Here is a 23,662-nt window from a genome sequence, read left to right as displayed (position 1 = left end):
GCATGGCATACGTGAACCCCAAGGGCGAGTTCAGTCGCGACACCAAGTACATCGACACCCGCATCACCGCAGACGGTGCCGATGGCTACCGCGTCGAACCGGGCCGCTACCGCCTCGTGGTCGCGCGGGCCTGCCCGTGGGCCAATCGGACGATCATCGTGCGTCGGCTGCTCGGCCTGGAGGATGTGCTGTCGATCGGCTTCTGCGGCCCGACCCACGACGAGCGCAGCTGGACCTTCGACCTCGATCCCGACGGTGTCGACCCGGTGCTGGGCATCCACTATCTGCGCGACGCGTACAACAAGCGCATCCCGGACTACCCGAAAGGCGTCACTGTTCCGGCACTCGTCGAGGTGGCCAGCGGCGCGGTGGTGACCAACGACTTCGCGCAGATGACCCTGGACTTCTCCACAGAATGGACCCAGTACCACCGCGAGGGCGCCCCGCAGCTCTACCCGGAAGCACTGCGTGCCGAGATCGACGAGGTCGCCCGGCGCATCTATACCGAGGTCAACAACGGCGTGTACCGGTGCGGGTTCGCCGGCTCACAGGAGGCCTACGACGCCGCCTACGACCGGCTGTTCACCGCGCTGGACTGGCTGACCGAAAGGCTCTCGGCGCAAAGGTATCTCGTGGGTGACACCATCACCGAGGCCGACGTCCGGCTGTTCACGACGCTGGCCCGCTTCGATCCGGTCTACCACGGGCATTTCAAGTGCAACCGGTCCAAGCTCGCCGAGATGCCGGTGCTGTGGGCCTACGCCCGCGACCTGTTCCAGACCCCGGGGTTCGGGGACACATGCGATTTTGTGCAGATCAAGCAGCACTACTACATCGTGCACACCGACATCAATCCGACGACCGTCGTCCCCAAGGGGCCCGAGCTGGCGAACTGGCTGACCCCGCACGGTCGGGAAGCGTTGGGCGGCAGGCCGTTCGGTGACGGCACCCCGCCCGGGCCGACACGCGAATCCGAGCGGGTGCCCGCCGGGCATTCGGCCGGTCAGTGACCCGGGTAGTCCGACACCGACTCCGGATACTCCTGGGACGGCTCCCAGACGGTGCTCACCGCCCACTCGGCGTGCGGTAGCAGGAACTCGTTGCCCTCGGGGTCCTGCACCAGGGTCGGCACCTGGACGACGATGCCGGTGAGTCGCCCGTACAGCGCGTCGACGGTCGGGATCGTCACCGCCAACGTGCTGCCCGGGGTGAACTCCTGGGCGACGGCGCCGTCATAACCCTCGTAGGTGCGCACCAGCCACCACGGTGCCCGCTCGATGCCCGGTTCGACGGCCAACTGCACGGGGTTTCGCGAGTTGATCGTGAGTTCGCCTCGGGTCTCGGGGTTTTCGCAATCATCGAGGTTCACCACGTTGCAGTAGAAATACGGACCCACCCGCACGGTCTTGCCGTGTGAGTAGGCACTGATCTGCGGGTACGGACTGTGCGGCTGTTTGGACAGCTGCCAGATGAGCACGCCGGTGCCCGCGGTGGACAGCAGGGCGACGATGGCCAGTATTGCCAACGCCCGCTTCATCGGTGGGTCCGCGAGGTATCGGGGGAGTTCAGGATGCCGCCTTCGGTTTCGGCCAGGACCGGACGGTTACCGCCCAGGCCCGGGATCAGTGATGCGCCGTTGTAGCTGACCAGGGTTTGCGCCAGCCCGAGGATCAGGATCGCGGTGATGGTGGTGAACCCCGCCCACAGTTCGGTGTAGATGAGCACCCCGGTGGCCCCGCCGAGCACCCAGGCCAGCTGTAGCACCGACTCGGACCGGCCGAACGCGGACGCCCGCGATTCCTCGGGCAGATCGTCCTGCAGAGACGCGTCCAGCGATGCCTTCGCGATGGCGCTCGCACCGGAGGTGATCAACGTCGCGCCCGCGGCCACCAGCAGGTTCCCGGTCACCGCGGCCGCCAGCGCGGCCAGTGTCACCGCGGTCGTCGCGCGGACGACCAACAGTGCCGGCCGGCCCAGCTTCAACCGGGCCGCGGTGAAGTTCCCGGCGAAGTTGCCGATCGCCGCCGCCGCGCCGATCAGGCCCAGAATGCGCAACTGCTCCCAGCCGCCGGCCCCGTGTGCCTTCGCGACGAATGCCGGATACAGGAACAGGAAACCGACCATCACCTTGATGGTGCAGTTGCCCCACAGATTGGTGATGATGTTGCGGCCCAACGGCTGGCGTTGCGTCCCGCGCTCGGGCTTGCGGCGCAAGGCGTCGGTGCCGCCGTGATAGCTCAGCGTGGTGGGCACCTCACCCTCGGTGACCTCCACCCACTTCGGGATGCGCATCGCCAGCGCCGCACCGCCGATCGTCACCGCCACCAGCACATACAGCGCGCCGGGCAGCTCGAGCATGTTGAACAGGTACTCCGAACCCGCCGCGATCCCGCCGCCGACCATGGTCCCGAAGATCAGGCCGAACGTCGTCAGACGCGAATTCACCCGCACCAGGTCGATGGTCGGCGGCAGCACGCGCGGTGTCACCGCGCTGCGCAGCACACTGAAAGACTTGGACAGCACCATCATTCCCAGCGCACACGGGTAGAGCACCCAGGACGGGAAGCTGCCTCCTCCGCCGTCGTAATTGGCGATCAGCACCACCGCCAGCACGGTGCGCAATACGAACGAGCAGGCCAGCGCCACCCGGCGGCCGTGCTGCAGCCGGTCCAGCGCCGGCCCGATCAGCGGTGCGATCACCGCGAACGGGGCGATGGTGATGAGCAGGTACAGCGCGACCTTGCCCTTGCTCTCACCGGAGGCCGCCGCGAAGAAGAGCGTGTTCGCCAGTGCCACGGCCATCGCGGCATCGACCGCGAAGTTGGCGACCACCGGCCAGGTCAGCGCCGTCAGGCCGGATTTGTCGGCGCCGTCGGCGGTGGCGGCCCGGTGCACCAGGCCGTACATCTTGGAACCCATCTCGCGGCTGCGCTGCGCCGCCGCCCGGGTGACGGTGATGCGTTCGCCGGCGGCCGACCCCACGCGCGGCGGCGGATCGGTGCGGCGCTGGTGGGTGTGTGTCTCGTCGTCGAGAGGTGGCAGCCATCGATTGGCGCTGGGGGTCTGCTGTCGGCGTTGCCGGGGCATCTCGCCGTCGCTGGGATAGTTGGCCATGCCCGGATGCTCATCGCCCGACGGTGGCCGCGGCGGGTAGTAGCGGGGATCCCGGGAAGACACGTCCTCGATTGTCCCTTAAACGGCGTGACCCCGTGCGCAGGCCACCGGTGTGGCTCTGGCGGGCCGGGTCAGGCAATATGGACGCCGATGGACAGCATGACCGAAGCGCAGACCACCACCGGAGATACCGAGGTGGCGTCCGAGCGTCCGCCCGCCCTGGAGGCGTTGTTGCTCGGCGCCGTCCAGGCCGCCCGGGACGCCATCGAGGAATACAGCGGCCCCGATGCCGTCGGCGAGTACCTCGGCGCGGTCTTCGACGATCAGACCGCGGCGACACATCGCTTCCTGGCCGTGCAGCCCGGCTACCAGGGGTGGCAGTGGGCGGTCGTGGTGGCCGCCTACCCGGGCGCCGACCACGTCACCATCAGCGAGGTCGTGCTGGTTCCCGGACCGACGGCGCTGCTGGCCCCGCAGTGGGTGCCCTGGGATCAGCGGGTCCAGCCCGGTGACCTGAGCCCCGGTGATCTGCTGGCCACGCCGCCCGATGATCCGCGGCTGGTCCCCGGCCACATGTCCAGTGGTGATCCCGAACTCGACGAACTGGCCGGTGAGATCGGCCTGGGCCGCAAGCGTGTCCTGAGCCTGGAAGGCCGGCTCGACGCGGCCGAACGCTGGCATGAGGGTGAATTCGGCCCCGGGTCCGCGATGGCGCGCGCCACCCGTCGGGTGTGCCGCGAATGCGGTTTCTTCGTGCAGCTCGCGGGTTCGCTGGGCACCCTGTTCGGGGTCTGCTGCAACGAGATGTCCGCCGACGGCCGGGTGGTCGAGGGCGGTTACGGCTGCGGTGCGCATTCCGATACCCCGGTGCCCGCCGGGACGGGTTCGCCGCTCTATGTGCCTTACGACGACGGCGTGCTCGACCTCACCTGAGACCGTTCTCAGCGGCGGCCTTGATACGCGACAGCGTCTGGTTCATGCCGTCGACGAGTTCCTTTTCGAAGCTGGGCACTCCGCCCATCGCCGCGTTGACAGCGACCTCGGAGATCTTCTTCACCCCGTTGGGCGCCCGGCGGCTCTCGACAACCCGGGTACCGCCGTCGGTCGGTTCCAGTTCGTAGGTCCATTCGGTGCCGTTGAGGTCAACCCGGAACGCCAGCTTGCGTTCTGGCTCGATCGCGGTGATGGTGCTGGTGGTCGGCCAGACGAGCAACCGTCGCCGATTGAAGTTCACCGTCTTGGTGCCCACCCGCATCGGGCCCAGCAGCTTCATCTTTCGGGTCTGCGGGCTCCATTCCGGCATCCGGTCCAGATCGGAGATCAGCGCCCACACGGTGGAAGGCGGTGCGGCGATGTCGATCTGGGCTTGCAGCAGCGCGGATCCCATGAATCTCCTTGGTTTCCTAGGTGAGACCCTGTTGGGCGCCACGGTCACCGCGCCGGGCTGAGCGGCGTTGCAACAGGAAGATCGACGTGCCGAGCAGGCCGACGGCCAGCCCGGCAACCGTGATGGGCCGCCAATCGTGCAGGCCGGGAACGAGGAACGCGAGCAGCACCGCCACCAGCCAGCCGACCGCGATCACGACGATCACCGGCACCGGGTCCAGCAACCGCGCCGGTAGCGCGGGCGGCTCGGGAGCACTGTCCTCGGTCATCGGTTCACAACCTAGCCGATCGTCGCTGGGTATTGTTCAAGCCTGTGACAGACGACGTCGATGCCCGGCTGCCGAGCGATCTGTCGCTGGCCGTGATCCGGTTGGCCCGCCAGTTGCGGTTCCGTCGCCCCGATTCGCCGGTGTCGCTGTCGCAGCTGTCTGCGCTGGCGACGGTCGCCAAGGAGGGCCCGATGACGCCCGGGGCACTGGCCGCCCGGGAACGTGTCCGTCCGCCGTCGATGACGCGGGTGATCGCCTCGCTGGTCGATCTCGGCTTCGTCGACCGCACCGCCCACCCCGACGACGGCCGCCAGGTGCTGGTCTCGGTGTCACGGTCCGGTGCCGATCTGATCGAGGCCGAGCGTCGCGCGAGCCGGGAATGGTTGCAGCAGCGGCTCGCCGAGCTGACGGCCGACGAGCGGGCCATCCTGCTGGCCGCCGCGGACCTGATGCTCGCAATCGTGGACGAGGGTGCCTGAACTGGCCGAGATCATCGATATCGCAGATCCGGCCGACCCACGTCTGGACGACTTCCGCGATCTGAACAGTGTGGACCGCCGGCCCGACCTGCCCACCGGCAAGGGGCTGGTGATCGCCGAGGGTGTGCTGGTGGTGAGGCGGATGATCGCCTCCCGCTTCCGGCCGCGGTCCATGTTGGGCACCGAGCGGCGGCTGACCGAACTCGGTGCGGATCTGGACAGGGTGGATGCGCCGTACTACCGGGTCAGTGCCGAGGTGATGGCCGAGGCCATCGGATTTCACCTCAACCGCGGCGTGCTGGCCGCGGCGCCTCGCCCGACCGAACTGTGGACCGATGACGTGATCACCGGTGCCCGCACCATCGCGGTGTTGGAGGGCGTCAACGATCACGAGAACCTGGGGTCGATCTTCCGTAATGCCGCGGGTCTGGCGGTCGACGGTGTGCTGTTCGGTACCGGCTGCGCCGACCCGCTGTACCGGCGCGCGGTACGGGTGTCGATGGGCCACGCGCTGCTGGTGCCCTACGCGTGGGCGCCGTTCTGGCCGGAGGATCTACAAGAACTGCGCGACAACGGGTTCCGCATCTTGGCGATGACGCCGGACCCGGCGGCTCCGACGCTGGCGTCGGCGATGGCGGATCTGGCCGAGGAGAAGGTGGCAATCATGGTCGGCGCCGAAGGGCCCGGCCTCAAGGAGCACACCATGCGGGCCGCCGATGTGCGCGTGCGCATCCCGATGTCGCGCGGCACCGACTCGCTGAACGTCGCGACCGCCGCCGCGCTCGCCTTCTACGAGCGCGCTAGATTGGCGCCATGAGCGACGCCACTCCGTGGGGGACGGGGCTGACGGTGGCCGCCTTCGTCGCGGCCGTCGTCGGTGCGCTCATCGTGGTACTCGGTCTGGGTCTGATCCGCATCCACCCGTTGTTGGCGGTCGGGCTGAACCTGGTGGCCGTCGGCGGTCTCGCGCCGACGGTGTGGGGTTGGCGGCGGGTGCCGGTGCGACGCTGGTTCGTGCTGGGATCCGGTGTCGGGGTCGCGGTCGGCTGGATCGCCCTGCTGTCGATCGGATTGTCCTAGCTCAACAGTAGCTCGGCGAGTTCGGTGCGCCAGGCGGCGATATCGTCGACGCCGGCGATGCGTAACACCACCTGATCGGCGCCGGCAGCGTGGTACCGCGCGATCCGGTCGGCGATGCGATGCGGGTCGCCCCACACGGTGATGCCGTCGAGCAGGCGTTCGCTGACGGAATCGATATCGGCTTCGGAGAAGCCCTGCCGCAACAGGTTTCGCCGGTATCCGCCCGGCGCGCCGGCCAGGAATTCCAGCGGTCCGGCCGCCGCGCGGCGCACGGTGTCGCGGTCGGTGGACGGGATGACCATGACCAGCACCGCGAGTTGTTTTCCGTGGCCGAGGATGCTGCGGGCGTGTGCGACATGTTGCGGGGTGACCAGGTACGCGTACGCGCCGCCGGTGCGATCACGCGCCAGCGCCAACATGTTCGGCCCCAACGCGGCCAGCGTCTCGGCACCGATCCCCGCGAAGCCGATCTCGTCGAGGTAGCGGGTCATCGCGGTCAGCGGTGACGGCCCCGGCGCGCCACCCAGTCCGACCCGGAACCGGCCGGGATGGTCGCGCTGCAGATCGGTGTGCAGCGCGATCACCTCGGCGGCCGGCACCCGCGCGATCGGGATGATCCCGGTGGCGACGGGAATCGACGTCGTGGCCCGGACCGCTGCCGCCACCATTGGCAGCACCCCGGACCGCCACAGTGTCGCGTAGCCCAGTTGTTCGACCTGGCGGGCCTCGCCGGCCACCGCGTCGGCGTCGTCGGTGTACGGCAGACTGCTGGCCAAACCGATCGTCTTCGTCATGAATCCGACCGTAAAACCTCAATGGTTCTTGAGGTCAAGTCCTTCCAGTGCCGCCGGCAGATCGCCGGTGTGCACGATACCCAGGCGCTGGGTGGCGCGGGTCAGCGCGACATAGAGTTCGGCCGCCCCGCGTGGACCGTCGGCGATGATCCGCTCCGGCTCGACCACCAACACCGCGTCGAATTCCAGACCCTTGGTGTGCGCGGCCGTCACCGTACCCGGCATCCCGGGCGGGCCGATCACCACGCTGGTGCCCTCGTGCGCGGCTTCGTCTTTGACGAATTGCGCAATAGCGGTGGATATCTGGTCCTCGGCTACCTTTGTCGACCACGGTCGCACACCGCACGAACGCACCGAGTCCGGCGGCCGCACAGCGGGATCGAACTCGGCGAGCACGGCTGCGGCCACCGCCATGATCTCGGCGGGTGTGCGGTAGTTGACCGTCAACGGCCGGTAGACCCAGCGGTCGGCGGCATAGGGCTTGAGCATCCGCGCCCAGGATTGTGCGCCGGCCTCGCTGCGCCGCTGCGCCAGATCGCCGACGATCGTGAACGACCGGCCCGGACAACGCCGCATCAGCACCCGCCAGTCCATCTCCGAGAGCTCCTGCGCCTCGTCGACCACCACATGCCGGTACGTCCACTCCCGGTCCGCCGCAGCACGTTCGGCCAGATCGCGGGTGTCCCGTTCGATGAAGCGGTCGGCGAGTTCCTGCGCGTCGATCAGGTCACTGGCGATCAGATGGTCCTCGTCGTCCATCAGGTCCTCACGCGCCACCATCAGGTCCAGCACACCGGCCGCGTACGCCTGCTCCTCCTGGCGCTCCCGTTCGGCCTTCGGGTCGACCTTCACCCCGCCCAGCAGATCCACCAGCTCATCGAGCAGCGGCACATCGGCGACGGTCCAGGCGTCCCCGTCGGCCCGGTACAGCGCCTGATCGGCGCCCGCAGCCGTCAGCCGCTCAGGCGACTCGTACAGCCCCGACAGCAGCGATTGCGGAGTCAACTCCGGCCACAGCTGGTCCAGGGCCTTGGCCAGCCCCTCGTGATCGTCGAGTTCGTCGAGCAGTTCCGAGCGCAGATGCTCCCAGGCCTGCTTGTCGTCACGGGTCAACCAGCCCTTGCCGATCCGGGCGATCGCCCGTTCGGTGAGCACCCAGGTGATGACATCGGTGAACGTCGTGCGCGCGTCGTTGTGCGGCAGACCGGTATCGCGGGCCTCCTGGATGGCCCATTCGGCGGTCTCGGCGTTGATCGCCACGGTGACGTCGGCGAGCCGGATCTCCAGTGGTTCCTCGGGTGTGCGCTGCCGGTCCGCGATCGCGGCCTCGAGCGTGTCGAGGATGTCCAGGGATCCCTTGATCCGGGCGGCCTCGGGGGTGTCCTCGGCCGTGGTGCGCACACCGGGGAACAGTTCGCCGGTGGTCATGAACACCACGTTGGTCTCGCCGAGCGACGGCAGCACCCGGCCCACGTGATTCAGGAACGCGGGGCTGGGCCCGATCACCAGGACGCCGTGCCGTTCCATCCGTTCGCGCTGTGTGTAGAGCAGGTAGGCGACACGGTGCAGTGCGACGACCGTCTTGCCGGTGCCCGGACCGCCCTCGATCACCAGCACGCCGGGGTGGTCGAGTCGGATGATCTCGTCCTGACCGGCCTGGATGGTGGCGACGATGTCATTCATGCCCTCGGTGCGGGGTGCGTTCACCGCCGCCAGCAGGGCGGCGTCACTCGATCCTCGGACGTCATCGGAGCCCGGGCGGCCGAGAACCTCGTCGGTGAAATCCAGTACATCGCGTCCGCGGGTGTGGAACTGACGTCGCCGACGCATGCCCTCCGGGCTGGCACCGGTGGCGACGTAGAACGCGCGTGCCGCCGGGGCCCGCCAGTCCAGCAGCAGCGGTTCGTAGTCGTTCTCGTTGTCGAACAGGCCGATCCGGCCGATGTAGGACCGTTCACCCTCGGTGCTCTCGAGTTGTCCGAAGCACAGTCCACTGTCGGCGATATCGAGTCGGCTGACCTCGCCGGCGAGCGCGCGCACGTCGGCGTCGCGTTGCACCAGCGTCGCACCGTCCTGCTTGTCGATATCCCCGCGCAACGCGGCCCGGTAGCGTTCGTCGGCACGGTTGCGCTCGGTGTCCAGCCGGTCATACAGCGCGGCGACGTACTCGCGTTCGGCGAGCAGTTCCGCGTGGTGCTCCTGGGTTGTCATGTGCCCCTTGTTGATTCGATCTTGATCTGTCACGCGTTAAGCAGCATTCTTGCGGCGGTGTGCGCCCCATCGGTGCGGATGGTGGTGGCCACTTCGCTCGCACGGTCTTGCGTCTGCGGGAGTAGTACCAGCCTAAGCGCTTCCGAGAGTGTTTTCGCTGTCGGCGTGGGGCCGTCATGGCCGGCGCCGATCCCGAGCTCGGCGACGCGGCGCGCGAAATGCGGTTGGTCGACGATCTGCGGGACGACCACCTGCGGGACTCCGGCCGCCGCGGCGGTGGTCGTGGTGCCGGCGCCGCCGTGGTGGATGACGGCAGCGGTCCGCGGAAACAGCGCCTGTTGGTTGACCTCGCCGACGACGAAGCAGTCGTCGGCATCGGTGGTCAGACCCGCCCAGCCGCTGCCGAGCACGATGCGTCGGCCGTGCTGCCGGATGGCGTCGACGACTGTGCGGGCGGCGTCCTCGGGTGCGGTGACACTGCCGAAGCCGGCGTATACCGGTTCCGGGCCGTCCTGCAGGAAGGCTTCCAGGTCGTCGGGCAGCGGTCGGTCGTCGGGCACGATCCAGGCGCCGGTCTGGACGGGGTGGATGTCGGGCGCGGGTGGCCAGGGGCTGATGACCGGGTCGACGGCCAGCCACGGGGTGGTGGTGAAGGTGTGGTCGCGGACGTTGTCGACGGGGTCGAGGCCTTTGTCGTGTCGGTGCTGATTGAGGGCGGGGCCGTAGAGGACCTGCACCTTTTCGGCGTCGAGTTCCCACAGTTTCGTGTTGTCGGTCAGGCCCTCGGGGAACGGTTTGCCCGGCCTCGGCAGCGGGTGGTGGTGTGGTGAGGGCAGCACGTGTGGTGTGAACATCACGCACCGGTACGGAATTCCGGCGAGTTCGGCGACCGATCGCATCCCGGCCGGCATCAGACCGGTGGCCACGATGGCATCGCAGTTCCGCGCGGTGTCCAGGGTGCCGAACTGGGTTTCCACCAAGTGCGCGGCCAGCGCGGGTGCGTCCTTCGGTGTGGCCTTCCGGACGTGGACCAGGTCGTGCACCGAAGGCCCGGTAGGGATCAGTGGCAGGTCGTGCTGTGCCAGCAGATCCGCAAAGTCCGGTGGTGCGCAGAAGACAGCATCTGCGCCCTGTTTGCGTAGTCCGATGGCCAGCGCCAGCAGCGGCTCGATGTCGCCGCGCGAGCCAAATGTGTAGAGCAGAAAGCGCATTCGTTCCCCCTGAGATGTGTCAGGCGAGCGATTCTGCAGCATCACCCGGGTCTTGCCGCAAGCCCCGGGGTCGGCTGTAAAGTGAGAGAGGGAAGGCCGGTGGGCCTTCCTTTTTTGGTTCAGGCCTGGCAAGGAGCTTGGCGCGCATTTCTGGTGAGGCAACGACGTTCTCTACGCGTGCACGGGCTCTACGCGTGCACGGGCGGGTTTCTACGCAGCTCAGGAGATGTTTCCGGGCTTGATGCTCCTATTTCCGTTAAGGGTCAAGCGACGTCGATGAGCTGGGTGTTTAGCCATTGGCGGTAGTTGTTTGCGAGGGTGTCGTCGCGTTTGAGGCCGCGTTCGAGGCGGGAGATGGTGTTGGGCCATACGCCGAAGTGGGCGGCGGCTGCGGTCAGGGTGATGTTGTGGGCTTGTCGGGTGGGCCGTAGGTCGCTGTAGTCGTCGATGGGGCATGGAGCGGTGAGGTGTTTGAACATCTCTCGGGCGATGGCACGTTTGAGTAGTCGCAGGATGTCTTTCTTGGATCGGCCGACGGCGAGTTGGCGGGCGACGTATTCGCGGGTGCGTGGGTCGTGCGACCAGCGCACCAAGGCGATGCGGTGCAGGGCGTTGTTGGCGGCGCGGTCGCCGCCGCGGGAGAGCCGATGGCGGGTGGTTTTCCCGGAGGACGCCGGGATCGGAGCGGCACCAGCCAGTCGGGCGAATGCGGCTTCAGAACGCAATCGGTGTGCGTTGAGGCCGGCGCTGATCAGCAGCTGCGCCGCGGTATCGGGGCCGACGCCGTAGGCAGCGCGCAGAGCGGGATTGAGCTGGCTGGTCAGCGTGTCGATCGCGGAGGTCAGTTCTCGGTCTTGGCGTTCGAGGAATTCGACGCGGTGCGCGAGGGCCTTGCAGGCGGTCAGCACCGCGATGGCGGTCGGATCGTCATGGGACACGGGTCGGCTGCGGGCCAGCGCCTCGATCAGTCGCAGGTTGGTGGTGTAGCGGCGGTAGTGCTCGCGCAACTCGACTGGAGCCGTGATGAGCAGACTCTTGATTTGTTGGATGGCTGCGGTGCGGGCTTTGATGGCGCCACGGCGGGCGGCCAGCAGTGCTTTGAGGGCACCGGTGTTCGGATCTTTGGGGACGGCCAGGCCGTGTCCGGCCAGCACCGCGCGGGCGGCGCTGTAGGCATCCAGTGGATCGGATTTTCCTTGGCGGCGCCGAGCGGACCGGTCGGGCCGATTGACCTCGACAACGTGAATTCCGTTGGCGTGCAATGCTTGTGTGAATCCTGCACCGTAGCTGGCGGTGCCTTCCACGCCGGCGGTGAACACCTCGCCGAAGCTTCGCGCCCATCCGATCGCGACGTAGTAGCCGGTCGGGGTGGTGGGAAACTCGGCATCACCGAGTGGTTGACCGGTATCGGTGAGTGCGGCCAGGTGAATGGTGTCGAGGTGGGTATCGACGCCGATGACGACTCGACGTGGGGATGTCACGATGGTGGTGTCCTCTCCGTGCAACTGACTCGTGCGGTGGATGACAACCCGGTAGGGCGGGCAGACAAGACATTGAAGAGGGAACTGCCAGGCTCCTGATTAAGTCATGTCCGCCCTACCAGGGCTGTTGTGGTGCCTGCCCGCACGGCGCTGGTGAGACATATCAAGTGGAAGACAACCCAGCAGGGCGTCAGTCGGACTGTGAGTCATCACCAGCGGCGAACGGGCAGGTCCATCTTCACCCCGGCCCGCGTTATCAGAATCAATGTCGGGGGTCGTGAGTAGTATCGAACACATGTTCGAACATCTCGATAGCGACGCGGTCGCCAAGTTGAGTGACGAGGCGCTCATCTCAGAGGTGACTGCGGCGGTTCAGGCCGAGGCGCGGGATGCGGCGTACCGGTTGATGCTGGTGGGCGAGGTGACCGCGCGCCAGTGCGTCGATGAGGATGACGATTCGGCGCTGCAGCTGATCGACGGGTGGGTGTACGCCAAGGCGCAGGTGTCGGCGGCGTGCAATCTGGGCCCGATGGCTGCGGCCAAGCAGATGCGGGTGGCGATGGCGTTGCGCACCCGTTTGCCGCGGACCGCAGAGGTGTTCGCGTCGGGGGCAGTGTCGACGACGGTGATCGAGGCGATCACCTGGCGCACCCGGTTGGTGGAGGACCCCGACGTGTTGGTGCTGATCGATACCGCGATCGCTGCGGAGGCGGCGGGGTTCGGCACCAAGTCGGAGAAGGGTTTGGTGGATGCGGTCGATCTCTGGGTGGAGAAGTTTGATCCGGATGCGGTGATCCGCAGTGATCCGGTCGCCAAGGACACCTTTGTGGAGTTCGACGACAAGGACGATCCGAATGGGGTGGCCTCGTTCTGGGGGCGGTTGCGGGTCACCGACAAGAAGATCCTGGAGCAACGTCTGGATGCGTTGGCGGCCACGGTGTGCAGTGGGGATCCGCGGCCGGTGCGGGAGCGTCGGGCCGATGCGTTGGCCTCACTGGGGATGGTGGGTCCGCAGCTGGAGCGCCTGGCATGTCGATGTGGAGATCCGGAGTGTGCCGGCAGTGTGAAGGATCCACGCTCGGCTGCGGTGGCGATCTTTGTGCTCTCGGATCAGATACCGGGGGCTGACGCGGGCCCTGGGGCCACGCCGCAGCCGGGCCCGGAGTCCGGGCCTGCTGCAGGTCCCGACACCCCGCCGGGTCCGGGCTCTGAGCCCCCGCCTGACGCTGCACCGGAATCTGAGAATGAGCCCGAACCCGACGCTGAGCCCGGTCCGGCATCCACCCCTGCCGCGGGCCCCGCGCCGTCGCCCAGCCCGGAGCCCGACTCGGCGTTCTGCCCGCAGCTCGCCAGGCCCGCGAGCCCGGGGGTGATGCTCGGCGGTGGGATCATCCCGGCGGCGATGCTGGCCGAACTGGTGGCCACCGGCGCCAAGGTGAAACCGCTGGCCGGGGTTGCCGATCTGGGCACCGAGCGGCAGTACCGGCCCTCGGCTGTGCTGACCGCGTTCGTGCGGATGCGCTACCTGCGGTGTGGATTCCCGGGCTGTAACCGGCCCGCGCATCGTTGCGACCTGGATCATGTGGAGCCCTGGCCGGCCGGGCCGACCCATCCGGGCAACCTGCACCCAACGTGCCGTGAACACCACGTTTTGAAGACCCACTATGGGTGGGCACCGGTCATGGAACCCGATGGCACGATCTGTTGGACGGCGCCGACGGGCCATGTGTATCGCAAGACGCCCGGTACGTCAATGCTGTTCCCCGACAGGAGCTTTGACGTTCCGGTCCCACGAAAACGGAACATCACACTGCTCGATGGCGACAATCGCGTCGCGGTGCTGCCCAAAAGGCGTCGCACCCGGGCGCAGGAGCGTGCGCACCGCGTCACCGCCGAACGCGCCCGCAACCGCGAACTACGCGCCCGCCGGGAAGCCGAAAGCAACAGCGATCCGCCCTACTGAGGCACGTGGGTCGCGGCTACCCGGAGTGCGAATCCGTTGCGTACGTGCAGATGCCGACCGGGCGTGGGTGTGTGGTGGGCGATTGCCGAGGCTAAGATATTTTTTGCGAACGCAAGGATTTGAAAAGAGAAGAGGGATAGATGATCTCGGTGCGCATCGGTGCTGCGCTCACTGCTGTTGGAATTGCCGCGACGGCGTTGAGTGGCTGTTCGGGGCGGGCGATATCAGGCAGCAGGCGTCGGATCTGGTTGAGCAGGTTGTCGAGTCGGGCACCGAGCAGATCACCAACGCCGTCGCCGGCGACGTGTTCACCGCCGAGGGCATCAACAACGCGTACGCGGCGATCTCGGACAAGGTCGGCGCCAACCCGATGCAGGTTGTCGCGGTGAAGATCGCGCCCGGCGTACTGGTTGTCGAGGCGATCAACCCGAATGTCCCGACGGAGCTGAATGAGTGGAGTTTCCTGGCGGGAACGGTGCGGAACCCGGTGCCGATCGACTACGCCGGCGACACCGAGGCACTGCAGCAGAACCTCTTCGCCGTCAACGAGGTTCCGGCACTCGGCGCGGGTCGAAGGATCTAGCGCTGGGTCCCGGATCGCACGCCCAGCAGCACGTCTTCCCAGGCCGGGACGGACGGCTTGGCCTTGCGGGCGCGGCGCGGCTTCGGCGCAGCGGGCTCGGCGGCGGCATCGGTATCGGAGTCCGCCTCGGACGACGCCGAAGCAGGCGCCGGGGAAGCGGCAGGCATGGGCTCGGGGGCCGGAGCCGGCGGGGGAGTCGGCGCCACTGTGGGTGCCGCTGCCTGCGGCAGCGCCGTGGCGGCCGGGGCGGGCGCGGTGACCGGAGCAGGGGCGGGCGCCGGGACCGGCGGAGTGACCGGACCGGCAACCGGGGCCGCGGGCGTATCGAAGTCGAGTTGCGCGACGGCAGCCACCGGGCGCAGCGGCCGGGGCGCGAAGTTCGGATCGATCAGCTCGGAGGCGCTCTCGTCGAACGCGGTCACCGTCCCGCCATGGGCGCCCGGGGTGAACCGGAAATGCGCCTGCAGGTCGGACCGACCTGCCTTCCACGCCAACTGCACCGTCCAGCGACCATCCTCGTTGCGCCAGGCATCCCAGCTCGTCGAGTTGGGGTCCAGACCACGCGAGATCATCGCCGTCGTCACCGTCTCCAGCAGGGTCAGCACCGACGGCCCGTCGGCCAGTACCGGGTGTGCCGCGGTGGCCAGCTCGGCCGCCCGTGAGCGCTCCAGCAGTACCGGGTTGGCGAACCGCTGGATCCGTTCCACGTCCTCACCGGCGATCGCAGCCACCTGCTCGACCGATGCACCGGCGCGAATCCGGGACTGGATCTCCTTGGGGCGCAGCCCTTGGCTCACCTCGACCTCGATCTCGGTTTGATTGGAGGTGGCCTTGTCGCCGCGCACCGCGGCGCGCAGCCGATTGTCGACACGGATGGCGAAATTGTCACCGGAATCGGGGGCCTCGCAGATGAGCCTCTTGCCGTCTACGTCGAGACCGACGACCTTCAGTTCACGCATGATGCACCTCCTTCACAGACCCTACTGCGTTATCGGGCCGTTACCGTGCAGACACGCAGGGTGAGCTCTACAGCCGCTCCACCACGTAGTCGACGCACTTCGTCAGCGCGCTGACATCCTCGGGGTCGACGGCCGGGAACATCGCCACCCGCAGCTGGTTGCGGCCGAGCTTGCGGTACGGCTCTGTGTCGACGATCCCGTTGGCACGCAGCACCTTGGCCACCGCCGCGGCATCCACCGAATCGGCGAAATCGATGGTGCCGACCACCTGCGACCGGTGTGCCGGATCGGCAACAAACGGCGTCGCGAATTGCGACGCCTCGGCCCATGAGTACAGCCGCTGCGACGAATCCGCGGTGCGCTTGACGGCCCAGTCCAGCCCGCCGTTGCCGTTGAGCCAGTCGAGCTGCTCGGCCAGCAGGATCAGCGTGCCGATGGCCGGGGTGTTGTAGGTCTGGTTCTTGACGCTGTTCTCGATCGCGATCGGCAACGACAGGAAGTCGGGCACCCACCGGCCGCTCGCCGCGATGGCCTCGACCCGGGCCAGCGCCGCCGGCGACAGCAGCGCGATCCACAGGCCGCCGTCACCGGCGAAGTTCTTCTGCGGGGCGAAGTAGTACGCGTCGGCATCCCGGACGTCGACGGGCAGGCCACCGGCTGCCGAGGTGGCATCGATCAACACCAGCGCGTCACCGGCCGGGCGCTGCACAGGCACCGCCACACCGGTCGAGGTCTCGTTGTGCGCCCAGGCCACCACGTCGACCGTCGGATCGGACACCGGATCCGGCGCGGTGCCCGGATCGGTCTTGATGATGATCGGATCGCCGACGAACGGGTTCTTGGCCACACACGAGGCGAACTTGGCGCTGAACTCGCCGTAGGTCAGGTGCAGCGAACGCTTGTCGACCAGGCCGAACGCCGCAGCATCCCAGAACGCCGTCGAACCGCCGTTGCCGAGGATGACCTCGTAACCGTCGGGCAGCGCAAAGAGCCGGCGTAACCCATCGCGCACCCGGCCCACCAGGTTCTTCACCGGCGCCTGCCGGTGCGAGGTGCCGAACAGGTCACCGGCGGCGGCCAGTGCGGTCAGCTGCTCGGGCCGCACCTTGGACGGGCCGCAGCCAAAACGTCCGTCGTTCGGCTTGATATCGGCGGGGATCGTCAGTTCGGCCATGGGGCCAAGATTATCGGCCCGCCCAGTTCGTTTTGACCGCTGGGTCAGCCCTGGGCCTGGGGCACGACGTAGGTCGGCTGGTACGGGTTCTGCCCGTTCTCGATGGCCAACGCCCGCAGGTAGGCATCGACATCGGGATAACCGGCGATCTCGGCCTGCTTCTGCAGTGCCACCTGACGGGCCAGTTCGGTCTGGGCCTGCGCGGCGGCCTTGTCCGCCTCGGCCTTGGCGCGCGCGGCATTGGCATCGGCCACACCCTTGGCCTCGGCCGCCCGCGCATCGGCGATGGCCTTCTGTTCGGCGATGATCGCGTCCTTGAGGCCCTGGTCGACGGGGTCCGGTTTCATGACCGTCACCTGGAAGTTGGTGAAGAACTCCTTACCGTCGGTGCGCGACCGCGACGCCCCGGGCAGCGCGTCGCGCAGCGCGTTCTGGAACTCGATGCGCACCTTCTCGTCGTTCCAGATCTCGCGCCAGGTGTATTTCTGCGCGACGCTGATCAGCACCTGCTCGGCGGGCTGGCCGATGGCATAACGCAGCAGGTTCACCCAACCGGTGGTGACCAGGCCGTCATCGTCGAGCCAACCCTGATACTTGGTGCCGAAATCGCGATGGAAGTCCATCAACATGTTGCAGTCGGTGGTCAGATCGAAGGTGATGACGACCGGCACCCGCAGCTCGGCCGGGGCGGTGGCATTGGACACCACGATGGTCGGGTCGGCTTCGGAGTCCGGGCTGCCAGTGGCATCCCAGCTGATCTGCCGCGACGGGTACCGGTAGGCCTTGAAGCCGCCGGGCGGGTTGAACTCGGAGGTCTCCGGTTCGATGCAGCCCTCGACCTTGGGGTCAGTGGGGATCAGCACATAGTCGTCCACCTTGACCGCGGTCTGCCCGGGCCCGATCTGGGTGGCGCAGGCCGACAGCATGATGCCGCCGATGACCACCGCGATCAGCCCGAGGCTGCCGAGCACGAACTTCCGTTTTTTGCTGCCGGTCTTGACCCCGGTGCCAGTCGCGTCGAAACGCTTCTTGATGTTCATGGACTCCCCGCCTCCGAGCTGTCGGCGGTGAATCGCTGACAGTGACGGCCAGATTTTAGTCAGAACTGTGGCAATTTTGCCGGATCAGTGACCGTTTTCGAGTGGCCTGGATCACATGTGACGTGGGTAACGTAATAATGCCACAGCTGGGCAAAGCCGCTGTTTATTTACTGGGACCGCGGGTACTGTCTCTAGACACCGAGCGATCGAATGTAAACCACACGGGAGGCCTCGACATGGTGGTCAAGGAAGCCAAGACGCGCGTGATCCGGCGGTGGCGCAAGAACATGGACGTGTTCGACGACACCGAGTACGTGGACATGCTGCAGACGCTTTCCGAGGGGTCGGTGCGGCGCAACTTCAATCCGTACAAGGACATCGAGTGGGACACCCCCGAGTTTGCCGTCATTCCGAATGACCCGCGTTGGATCCTGCCGGCCACCGACCCGATGGGCGGTCATGCCTGGTATCAGTCGCAGCCGGTGGAACGCCAGATCGAGATCGGCATGTGGCGTCAGGCCAATGTCGCCAAGGTCGGTCTGCACTTCGAGAACATCCTGATCCGTGGACTCATGGAGTACTCGTTCTGGGTGCCCAACGGTTCCCCGGAGTACCGATACTGCCTGCACGAGGCGGTCGAGGAGTGCAACCACACCCTGATGTTCCAGGAGATGGTCAACCACATCGGCATGGACGTGCCTGGCATGCCCAAGCTGCTCAAATGGGTGCAGCCGGTCATCCCGTTGGTCGCCGGTCCGATGCCGATCCCGTTCTTCTTCGGCGTGCTCGCCGGTGAGGAACCCATCGACCACACCCAGAAGAACGTGCTGCGCGAGGGCAAGGCCCTGCACCCGATCATGGAGCGGGTCATGGCGATTCACGTCGCCGAGGAGGCCCGGCACATTTCGTTCGCGCATCAGTACCTGCACAAGCGGGTGCCGCATCTGCACCGCCGCCAGCGCTGGGCGCTGTCGCTGTTCGTGCCGCTGACCATGCGCATCCTGTGCTCGGCGATCATCGTTCCGCCGAAGGCGTTCTGGAAGGAATTCGACATCCCACGCTCGGTGCGCAAGGAGCTGTTCTTCGACGCACCCGAATCGCGGAAGATGCTGCGCGACATGTTCTCCGATGTCCGCATGCTGTGCCATGACACCGGCCTGATGAACCCGTTCGCCAAGCTGATGTGGAAGATCTGCAAGATCGACGGGCCGGCCAGTCGGTACCGCAGCGAGCCGCAACGCGAGCATCTGGTCAGCGTGGCGTGAGGGCCGCGTAGTCTCCCATGCCCCACGTCGTCACCCAGTCGTGTTGCAGCGACGGGTCCTGTGTTTACGCCTGTCCGGTCAACTGCATCCATCCCTCACCGGATGAGCCGGGCTTCGCGACCGCCGAGATGCTGTACATCGATCCGGCGGCCTGTGTCGACTGCGGCGCGTGCGTCAGCGCGTGCCCGGTCGGGGCCATCTCGCCGGACAGCAAGCTGACCGACAACCAGCTGCCGTTCATCGAACTCAACGCCGCGTTCTATCCGAAACGCGAAGGCAAGCTGCCGCCGACGTCGAAGCTGGCGCCGGTGCTGGCGGCACCGCGGATCGAACCGCATACCAGCCCGCTGACCGTCGCGATCGTCGGCTCCGGCCCGGCCGCGATGTACGCCGCCGACGAACTGCTCACCCAGCGAGGGGTCCGGGTGAACATGTTCGAAAAGCTGCCCACGCCATACGGTCTGGTCCGCGCCGGGGTCGCCCCCGACCATCAGAACACCAAGCGGGTCACCCGGCTGTTCGACCGGATGACCGAGGCCGACGGCCTGGCGCTCTATCTGAACGTCGAGGTGGGCAAGCACCTCAGCAACGCCGAGCTGCTCGAGCATCACCACGCGGTGCTCTACGCGGTCGGCGCGCCGAATGATCGCAGGCTGGAGATCGAGGGCATGGGTCTGCCGGGCACCGGCACGGCGACCGAGGTCGTCGCCTGGTTCAACGGGCATCCCGACTTCACGGAGCTGAACGTCGATCTCAGCCACGAGCGGGCCGTCATCGTCGGTAATGGCAATGTCGCACTCGATGTCGCGCGGATCCTGACCATGGATCCGGACGTGTTGGCGCGCACCGATATCGCCGACCACGCACTGGCGGCACTGCGGGCATCCCGGGTGCAGGAGGTGGTGATCGCGGCACGCCGCGGTCCCGCGTTCTCGGCGTTCACGCTGCCCGAGCTCATCGGGTTGACCGCTACCTGCGATGTCGTCCTCGACGCCGCCGACCATCAACGGGTGATCACCGATCTGGCTGCCGAGACCGACCCGCTGACCAGCAACAAGCTGGAGATCCTGGCCAAGCTGGGTGATGCGGCGGCGCCGATCACCCGGCCGCGAATCCGGCTGGCCTACAACATGACACCGCAGCGGGTACCCGGTGATGGCCGGGTCGCCGGTATCGAGTTCGCTGAGGGCGCCCGGCTGGACGCCGGTATGGTGTTGACCTCGATCGGCTACCGCGGCAAGGCGATCGCCGATCTGCCGTTCGACGACGCCGCCGCGGTCGTACCCAATGACGGTGGCCGGGTGACCGGCACGGCAGGCACGTATGTAGCCGGCTGGATCAAGCGCGGCCCGTCGGGGTTCATCGGCACCAACAAATCGTGCGCGGCCGAGACGGTGCGCAATCTGGTTCAGGACTACAACCGAGGACAGCTCGGCGACCCGGCCCACAAGCCGGCGGCACTGGACAAGCTGGTCCGAGGCCGTCAGCCCGCGGTTGTTGACGCCGCGGGCTGGCGTGCCATCGATGCCGCCGAGATCGCCCGCGGCGGCGGGCGGCGGCCCCGGGACAAGTTCACCGATATCGCCGACATGCTGGCGGCAGCTGCGACGGCACCCCGTCCGTCGTTCGGCCGACGCCTGCTGTCGGGTTTGCGGCACTGACCTCGGCGAAAGTGCAGTAGCCGACCTGACCGAGCGTGTAGAGAAAGTGCATGCGTTGTGGTCGGGTTGCGGGATTGGCACTGGTGGTCGGCATCTGGACGGCCGCGGCAGCCGGTTCGCCGGGTGTGGCATGGGCCGATGAGCCTGGCGCCGATTCGACCTCGCAGTCGGAGGAATCGGCGGACGCCGATACCCCGGACACCGCGGAATCTGAGGACACTGAGCCCGAGGACGCTGAAGAGGCCGACGATGCTGGTGCGGCGGTGGATCCCGACAAGCCCGTGCTCAAGCGCGAGCATCCGTCGGCGCGGACGTCGCCGCGCAGCGTCACCCGGGTGACCGAGGCCCGCCGTGCCGAGGCTCCGGCCCCGGTACAGCAGCAGTACCGCGCATCCATCCCGACTCCGGTGACCACTGAGTCGACGACCATCGCTCCCGTCGCGGCACAGGTGGTGCCCGCCGCTGCCGTGCCCGCGGCGGCCCCGCTGGCCGCTCCCAAGCCCAAATGGACGTCGACACTGCCCAATCCGGTGACTGCGGTGCGCTACGTGACCAGCCTGGTGCGCAGCGTCGTCGGTGCGGTACTCAGCCCGTTCGCGGCCGGGTTGCCCGCCGGACCCACCGGCCCGCCGTCGCTGTGGGCGATGCTCGCCTTCGTGCGCCGCGAGTTCTTCAACGGTGGCCCACGCATCGACTACTCGGGCGAGACCACGCAGACCACCACCGGACTGGTGCTCGGCAATGTGGGCGCCTCAGACCCCGATGGTGACCCACTGACCTACACCGTGGTAGGCCGGCCCAGCAACGGCGGTGTCGTCGTGATCGACCAGGACACCGGCAATTTCGTCTACCGGCCGATGAACGCGATGGCCGCGACCGGGGGCACCGACACGTTCACCGTCGTGGTCTCCGACGAACGCGCCGGCACGCACTGGCACGGGCCGCTCGGCTTTCTGCAGCACGTCCCGATCATCGGCCACCTGCTGAATCCGGGTGGCGGCCACGCGGTGGCCAAGACGATCACCGTCAACGTCACCCCGGTCGAGGGTATCGACCTTTCCTTCCCCGACGATTTCCATTGGGGCGTCGCCCATGCCGGCTTCCAGGCCGAGGGCGGCCCCGGCTCCCCGGTCGACCCGAACTCGGACTGGTACAAGTGGGTACATCACCCGCTGAACCAGTTGCTCGGGCTGACCAACGGGGTGCCGGAGAATGGCCCGGGCACCTATGTGTCCTATGAATCCGATGCCGAGCTCGCCCGAAACGAATTGGGCATGAACACCTTCCGGATGTCCATCGAGTGGAGCCGGATCTTCCCGAACTCGACCGCGGCCATCGACATCACCGATGAGGGCGGCGGCGTCAGCCTGGCCGACCTGCAGGCGCTCAACGCGCTGGCCAACCAGGAGGAGGTGGCGCACTATCGCGCGGTCTTCGACGCGCTGCGCGCGCACGGGCTGGAACCGCTGGTGACCGTCAACCACTTCACGCTGCCGATCTGGATCCATGATCCGGTGACGGCCCGCCCGCTGATCCAGCTGGGCCTGCCGGTGCAGCGGGCCGGCTGGCTGTCCGACGAGACCCCGATCGAATTCGAGAAATACGCCGCGTACCTGGCCTACACATTCGGTGACCAGGTGGACAACTGGGTGACCCTCAACGAGCCGGTGCCGCCGATCATGACGGAGTTCCTGTCCATCCCGGGGCTGGTACCGACCTGGCCGCCCGGTGTCATCCGCCCCGACCTGGCGATCCGCTTCCTGGTCAACGAGGCCAAGGGGCACGTCGCCGCCTACGACGCCATCCACAAATACGACGCGGACGCGTTCGTCGGTTTCGCCAACAACATGGTGCCGGCCCGGCCGGCCAACCCGGTCAACCCGCAGGACGTCGCCGCCGCCGACGCCTGGAACCGGGTGTTCAACGAATGGTTCCCCAACGCCGTCATCGACGGCTGGGTGGACCTGAACTTCGACGGCCGCAAGACCGCCGACGAGATCCGCCCCGGCTTCGCCGACAAGGTCGACTTCATGGGCGTGCAGTATTACGGCACACAGCCGATGGGCGGCTTCGGGTTCGCACCGCTGCCGGGATTCAACTTCCTGCAGGGCATCCCGTTCCGCTGCGAGGCCGCCGAGCAGACCTGCAGCGATTTCAATCAGCCGATCGATCCGGGTGGCTTCCGGGAGGTCCTCGAGGTCGCGGCCTCCTACGGAAAGCCGCTGTGGATCACCGAGAACGGTGTCGCCGACGATGAGGACACCAAGCGGCCCGGCTATATCGTCAACCACATCGCGGTCGTGCAGGACCTGGTGGCCCACGGCACCGATATCCGTGGTTACACCTACTGGTCGTTCGTCGACAACCTGGAATGGGCCGACGGCTATCACCTGCAGTTCGGGTTGTACGGATCCGACCCGAGCACACCGGAACTCGAGCGCACACCCAAGCCCGCCAGCATTTCGGCGATCAGCCAGATCACCGGGGCCAACGCCCTTCCGACGGGCCTGTTGGAGCTCTACCTGCCGGGTGTCACGGGAACTCCTGCATAGCCTTCTGCAGTTCCGCGTCGCTGACCTCGCGCACCGGCTGGCCCAGAGACCACTTGTGCCCGAACGGGTCCCGTACGACACCGTAGCGGTCACCCCAGAACATGTCGCCGAGCGGCATCACCACCTCGGCGCCGGCGTCGACGGCCTGCGCGAAGGCGGCGTCGACATCGGTGACGACGAGGTGGATGGTGACCGGGGTCCCGCCCAGTCCCCGCGGGGTCTCGGACTGCCCGTCGCAATACTCGGGGTAATCGTCGGCCAGCATCACGGTCGATCCGTTGATCTGCACGGCGGCGTGCACCAACCGGCCGTCCGGTCCCGGCATGCGGCCCAGTTCGGTACCGCCGAACGCTTTGACGTAGAAGTCGATGGCGGCGGCGCCGTCGCCGACGACGAGGTGCGGGATGACGGCGGGCGTGACTTCTGGAGTGGCCATGATT

General features: G+C 67.4%; 22 protein-coding genes. 10 read left to right on the top strand and 12 right to left on the bottom strand.

The window, feature by feature from the left end:
• Positions 1–2: 2 nt before the first annotated feature.
• Positions 3–1,010, top strand: a complete 1,008-nt coding sequence (locus ACLBYA_RS18300; protein ID WP_447710844.1) for a glutathione S-transferase family protein — start codon at positions 3–5, stop codon at positions 1,008–1,010.
• Here ACLBYA_RS18300 and ACLBYA_RS18295 read toward each other — a convergent pair.
• Together ACLBYA_RS18295 and ACLBYA_RS18290 are read right to left on the bottom strand one after the other, a co-directional pair.
• Positions 1,004–1,537, bottom strand: coding sequence for a DUF2771 domain-containing protein (locus ACLBYA_RS18295; protein ID WP_447710843.1), 534 nt, complete (start codon positions 1,535–1,537; stop codon positions 1,004–1,006). The genes ACLBYA_RS18300 and ACLBYA_RS18295 overlap by 7 nt on opposite strands.
• Positions 1,534–3,114, bottom strand: a complete 1,581-nt coding sequence (locus ACLBYA_RS18290) for an MFS transporter (protein WP_447710898.1) — start codon at positions 3,112–3,114, stop codon at positions 1,534–1,536. The genes ACLBYA_RS18295 and ACLBYA_RS18290 overlap by 4 nt, the downstream gene beginning before the upstream one ends.
• A 150-nt stretch (positions 3,115–3,264) precedes the next feature.
• Between ACLBYA_RS18290 and ACLBYA_RS18285 the strand changes: the two genes are divergently transcribed.
• Positions 3,265–4,047: a DUF3027 domain-containing protein gene (locus ACLBYA_RS18285; protein WP_447710842.1), complete on the top strand. Its 783-nt coding sequence runs from the start codon at positions 3,265–3,267 to the stop codon at positions 4,045–4,047.
• On the opposite strand, the gene ACLBYA_RS18280 is transcribed toward ACLBYA_RS18285, so the two are convergent.
• Positions 4,040–4,501, bottom strand: coding sequence for an SRPBCC family protein (locus ACLBYA_RS18280; protein ID WP_447710841.1), 462 nt, complete (start codon positions 4,499–4,501; stop codon positions 4,040–4,042). The two genes, ACLBYA_RS18285 and ACLBYA_RS18280, sit on opposite strands and share 8 nt — an antisense overlap.
• A 16-nt stretch (positions 4,502–4,517) precedes the next feature.
• Positions 4,518–4,769 (bottom strand): DUF2530 domain-containing protein, encoded by a 252-nt coding sequence (locus ACLBYA_RS18275; RefSeq protein WP_447710840.1) that lies wholly within the window; start codon positions 4,767–4,769, stop codon positions 4,518–4,520.
• 44 nt (positions 4,770–4,813) lie between these two features.
• Here ACLBYA_RS18275 and ACLBYA_RS18270 point away from each other — a divergent pair, with 44 nt between their 5' ends.
• From ACLBYA_RS18270 to ACLBYA_RS18260, 3 genes are read left to right on the top strand one after another with little or no spacing between them, the layout of a single operon-like run.
• Positions 4,814–5,248 carry an Rv0880 family HTH-type transcriptional regulator gene (locus ACLBYA_RS18270; protein WP_447710839.1) on the top strand — a complete coding sequence of 145 codons (435 nt, stop codon included), beginning with the start codon at positions 4,814–4,816 and terminating at the stop codon, positions 5,246–5,248.
• Positions 5,241–6,065 (top strand): TrmH family RNA methyltransferase, encoded by an 825-nt coding sequence (locus tag ACLBYA_RS18265; RefSeq protein ID WP_447710838.1) that lies wholly within the window; start codon positions 5,241–5,243, stop codon positions 6,063–6,065. The genes ACLBYA_RS18270 and ACLBYA_RS18265 overlap by 8 nt, the downstream gene beginning before the upstream one ends.
• On the top strand, positions 6,062–6,328 hold the full coding sequence (locus tag ACLBYA_RS18260; RefSeq protein ID WP_447710837.1) for a DUF2537 domain-containing protein: 267 nt from the start codon (positions 6,062–6,064) through the stop codon (positions 6,326–6,328). Before ACLBYA_RS18265 ends, ACLBYA_RS18260 begins: the two co-directional genes overlap by 4 nt.
• On the opposite strand, the gene ACLBYA_RS18255 is transcribed toward ACLBYA_RS18260, so the two are convergent.
• From ACLBYA_RS18255 to ACLBYA_RS18240, 4 genes are all read right to left on the bottom strand, one after another.
• Positions 6,325–7,122: a TIGR03620 family F420-dependent LLM class oxidoreductase gene (locus tag ACLBYA_RS18255; RefSeq protein WP_447710836.1), complete on the bottom strand. Its 798-nt coding sequence runs from the start codon at positions 7,120–7,122 to the stop codon at positions 6,325–6,327. The two genes, ACLBYA_RS18260 and ACLBYA_RS18255, sit on opposite strands and share 4 nt — an antisense overlap.
• 18 nt (positions 7,123–7,140) lie before the next feature.
• Positions 7,141–9,333, bottom strand: a complete 2,193-nt coding sequence (gene helR, locus ACLBYA_RS18250; RefSeq protein WP_447710835.1) for an RNA polymerase recycling motor ATPase HelR — start codon at positions 9,331–9,333, stop codon at positions 7,141–7,143.
• 29 nt (positions 9,334–9,362) lie between these two features.
• Positions 9,363–10,544 carry a glycosyltransferase gene (locus ACLBYA_RS18245; RefSeq protein WP_447710834.1) on the bottom strand — a complete coding sequence of 394 codons (1,182 nt, stop codon included), beginning with the start codon at positions 10,542–10,544 and terminating at the stop codon, positions 9,363–9,365.
• Positions 10,545–10,807: 263 nt separating this feature from the next.
• Positions 10,808–12,025: an IS110 family transposase gene (locus ACLBYA_RS18240; protein WP_447710833.1), complete on the bottom strand. Its 1,218-nt coding sequence runs from the start codon at positions 12,023–12,025 to the stop codon at positions 10,808–10,810.
• Positions 12,026–12,320: 295 nt separating this feature from the next.
• Between ACLBYA_RS18240 and ACLBYA_RS18235 the strand changes: the two genes are divergently transcribed.
• Together ACLBYA_RS18235 and ACLBYA_RS18230 are read left to right on the top strand one after the other, a co-directional pair.
• Positions 12,321–13,988, top strand: a complete 1,668-nt coding sequence (locus tag ACLBYA_RS18235) for a DUF222 domain-containing protein (protein WP_447710832.1) — start codon at positions 12,321–12,323, stop codon at positions 13,986–13,988.
• A 103-nt stretch (positions 13,989–14,091) separates the two neighbouring features.
• Positions 14,092–14,571, top strand: coding sequence for a hypothetical protein (locus ACLBYA_RS18230; protein WP_447710831.1), 480 nt, complete (start codon positions 14,092–14,094; stop codon positions 14,569–14,571).
• Here the strand turns inward: ACLBYA_RS18230 and sepH are convergent.
• The 3 genes from sepH to ACLBYA_RS18215 form a co-directional block, all read right to left on the bottom strand.
• Positions 14,568–15,530 carry a septation protein SepH gene (sepH, locus tag ACLBYA_RS18225; protein WP_447710830.1) on the bottom strand — a complete coding sequence of 321 codons (963 nt, stop codon included), beginning with the start codon at positions 15,528–15,530 and terminating at the stop codon, positions 14,568–14,570. The two genes, ACLBYA_RS18230 and sepH, sit on opposite strands and share 4 nt — an antisense overlap.
• A 67-nt stretch (positions 15,531–15,597) precedes the next feature.
• Positions 15,598–16,704 carry a phosphoserine transaminase gene (gene serC, locus ACLBYA_RS18220; protein ID WP_447710829.1) on the bottom strand — a complete coding sequence of 369 codons (1,107 nt, stop codon included), beginning with the start codon at positions 16,702–16,704 and terminating at the stop codon, positions 15,598–15,600.
• A 44-nt stretch (positions 16,705–16,748) separates the two neighbouring features.
• Positions 16,749–17,744, bottom strand: coding sequence for a membrane protease subunit, stomatin/prohibitin (locus ACLBYA_RS18215; RefSeq protein WP_447710828.1), 996 nt, complete (start codon positions 17,742–17,744; stop codon positions 16,749–16,751).
• 236 nt (positions 17,745–17,980) lie between these two features.
• Here ACLBYA_RS18215 and ACLBYA_RS18210 point away from each other — a divergent pair, with 236 nt between their 5' ends.
• The 3 genes from ACLBYA_RS18210 (at position 17,981) to ACLBYA_RS18200 (ending at position 23,222) form a co-directional block, all read left to right on the top strand.
• Positions 17,981–19,009 carry an AurF N-oxygenase family protein gene (locus ACLBYA_RS18210; protein ID WP_447710827.1) on the top strand — a complete coding sequence of 343 codons (1,029 nt, stop codon included), beginning with the start codon at positions 17,981–17,983 and terminating at the stop codon, positions 19,007–19,009.
• 17 nt (positions 19,010–19,026) lie between these two features.
• Complete coding sequence (locus tag ACLBYA_RS18205) at positions 19,027–20,670, top strand: FAD-dependent oxidoreductase (protein WP_447710826.1); 1,644 nt, start codon at positions 19,027–19,029, stop codon at positions 20,668–20,670.
• Positions 20,671–20,753: 83 nt separating this feature from the next.
• Positions 20,754–23,222, top strand: a complete 2,469-nt coding sequence (locus ACLBYA_RS18200; RefSeq protein ID WP_447710897.1) for a family 1 glycosylhydrolase — start codon at positions 20,754–20,756, stop codon at positions 23,220–23,222.
• Here ACLBYA_RS18200 and ACLBYA_RS18195 read toward each other — a convergent pair.
• Complete coding sequence (locus tag ACLBYA_RS18195) at positions 23,203–23,658, bottom strand: VOC family protein (protein WP_447710825.1); 456 nt, start codon at positions 23,656–23,658, stop codon at positions 23,203–23,205. The two genes, ACLBYA_RS18200 and ACLBYA_RS18195, sit on opposite strands and share 20 nt — an antisense overlap.
• Positions 23,659–23,662 lie beyond the last annotated feature (4 nt).

The organism is Mycobacterium sp. C31M (assembly GCF_053345865.1).
This window is presented reverse-complemented; position numbering and strand designations above follow the sequence as displayed.

What these genes read in the sequence shown, in the direction of transcription:
- ACLBYA_RS18300 (WP_447710844.1), top strand. Translation starts at nt 3, where the DNA reads ATGGCATACGTGAACCCCAAGGGCGAGTTCAGTCGCGACACCAAGTAC.
- ACLBYA_RS18295 (WP_447710843.1), bottom strand. Translation starts at nt 1,537, where the DNA reads ATGAAGCGGGCGTTGGCAATACTGGCCATCGTCGCCCTGCTGTCCACC.
- ACLBYA_RS18290 (WP_447710898.1), bottom strand. Translation starts at nt 3,114, where the DNA reads ATGGCCAACTATCCCAGCGACGGCGAGATGCCCCGGCAACGCCGACAG.
- ACLBYA_RS18285 (WP_447710842.1), top strand. Translation starts at nt 3,265, where the DNA reads ATGGACAGCATGACCGAAGCGCAGACCACCACCGGAGATACCGAGGTG.
- ACLBYA_RS18280 (WP_447710841.1), bottom strand. Translation starts at nt 4,501, where the DNA reads ATGGGATCCGCGCTGCTGCAAGCCCAGATCGACATCGCCGCACCGCCT.
- ACLBYA_RS18275 (WP_447710840.1), bottom strand. Translation starts at nt 4,769, where the DNA reads ATGACCGAGGACAGTGCTCCCGAGCCGCCCGCGCTACCGGCGCGGTTG.
- ACLBYA_RS18260 (WP_447710837.1), top strand. Translation starts at nt 6,062, where the DNA reads ATGAGCGACGCCACTCCGTGGGGGACGGGGCTGACGGTGGCCGCCTTC.
- ACLBYA_RS18255 (WP_447710836.1), bottom strand. Translation starts at nt 7,122, where the DNA reads ATGACGAAGACGATCGGTTTGGCCAGCAGTCTGCCGTACACCGACGAC.
- helR (WP_447710835.1), bottom strand. Translation starts at nt 9,333, where the DNA reads ATGACAACCCAGGAGCACCACGCGGAACTGCTCGCCGAACGCGAGTAC.
- ACLBYA_RS18245 (WP_447710834.1), bottom strand. Translation starts at nt 10,544, where the DNA reads ATGCGCTTTCTGCTCTACACATTTGGCTCGCGCGGCGACATCGAGCCG.
- ACLBYA_RS18235 (WP_447710832.1), top strand. Translation starts at nt 12,321, where the DNA reads ATGTTCGAACATCTCGATAGCGACGCGGTCGCCAAGTTGAGTGACGAG.
- sepH (WP_447710830.1), bottom strand. Translation starts at nt 15,530, where the DNA reads ATGCGTGAACTGAAGGTCGTCGGTCTCGACGTAGACGGCAAGAGGCTC.
- serC (WP_447710829.1), bottom strand. Translation starts at nt 16,704, where the DNA reads ATGGCCGAACTGACGATCCCCGCCGATATCAAGCCGAACGACGGACGT.
- ACLBYA_RS18215 (WP_447710828.1), bottom strand. Translation starts at nt 17,744, where the DNA reads ATGAACATCAAGAAGCGTTTCGACGCGACTGGCACCGGGGTCAAGACC.
- ACLBYA_RS18210 (WP_447710827.1), top strand. Translation starts at nt 17,981, where the DNA reads ATGGTGGTCAAGGAAGCCAAGACGCGCGTGATCCGGCGGTGGCGCAAG.
- ACLBYA_RS18205 (WP_447710826.1), top strand. Translation starts at nt 19,027, where the DNA reads ATGCCCCACGTCGTCACCCAGTCGTGTTGCAGCGACGGGTCCTGTGTT.
- ACLBYA_RS18195 (WP_447710825.1), bottom strand. Translation starts at nt 23,658, where the DNA reads ATGGCCACTCCAGAAGTCACGCCCGCCGTCATCCCGCACCTCGTCGTC.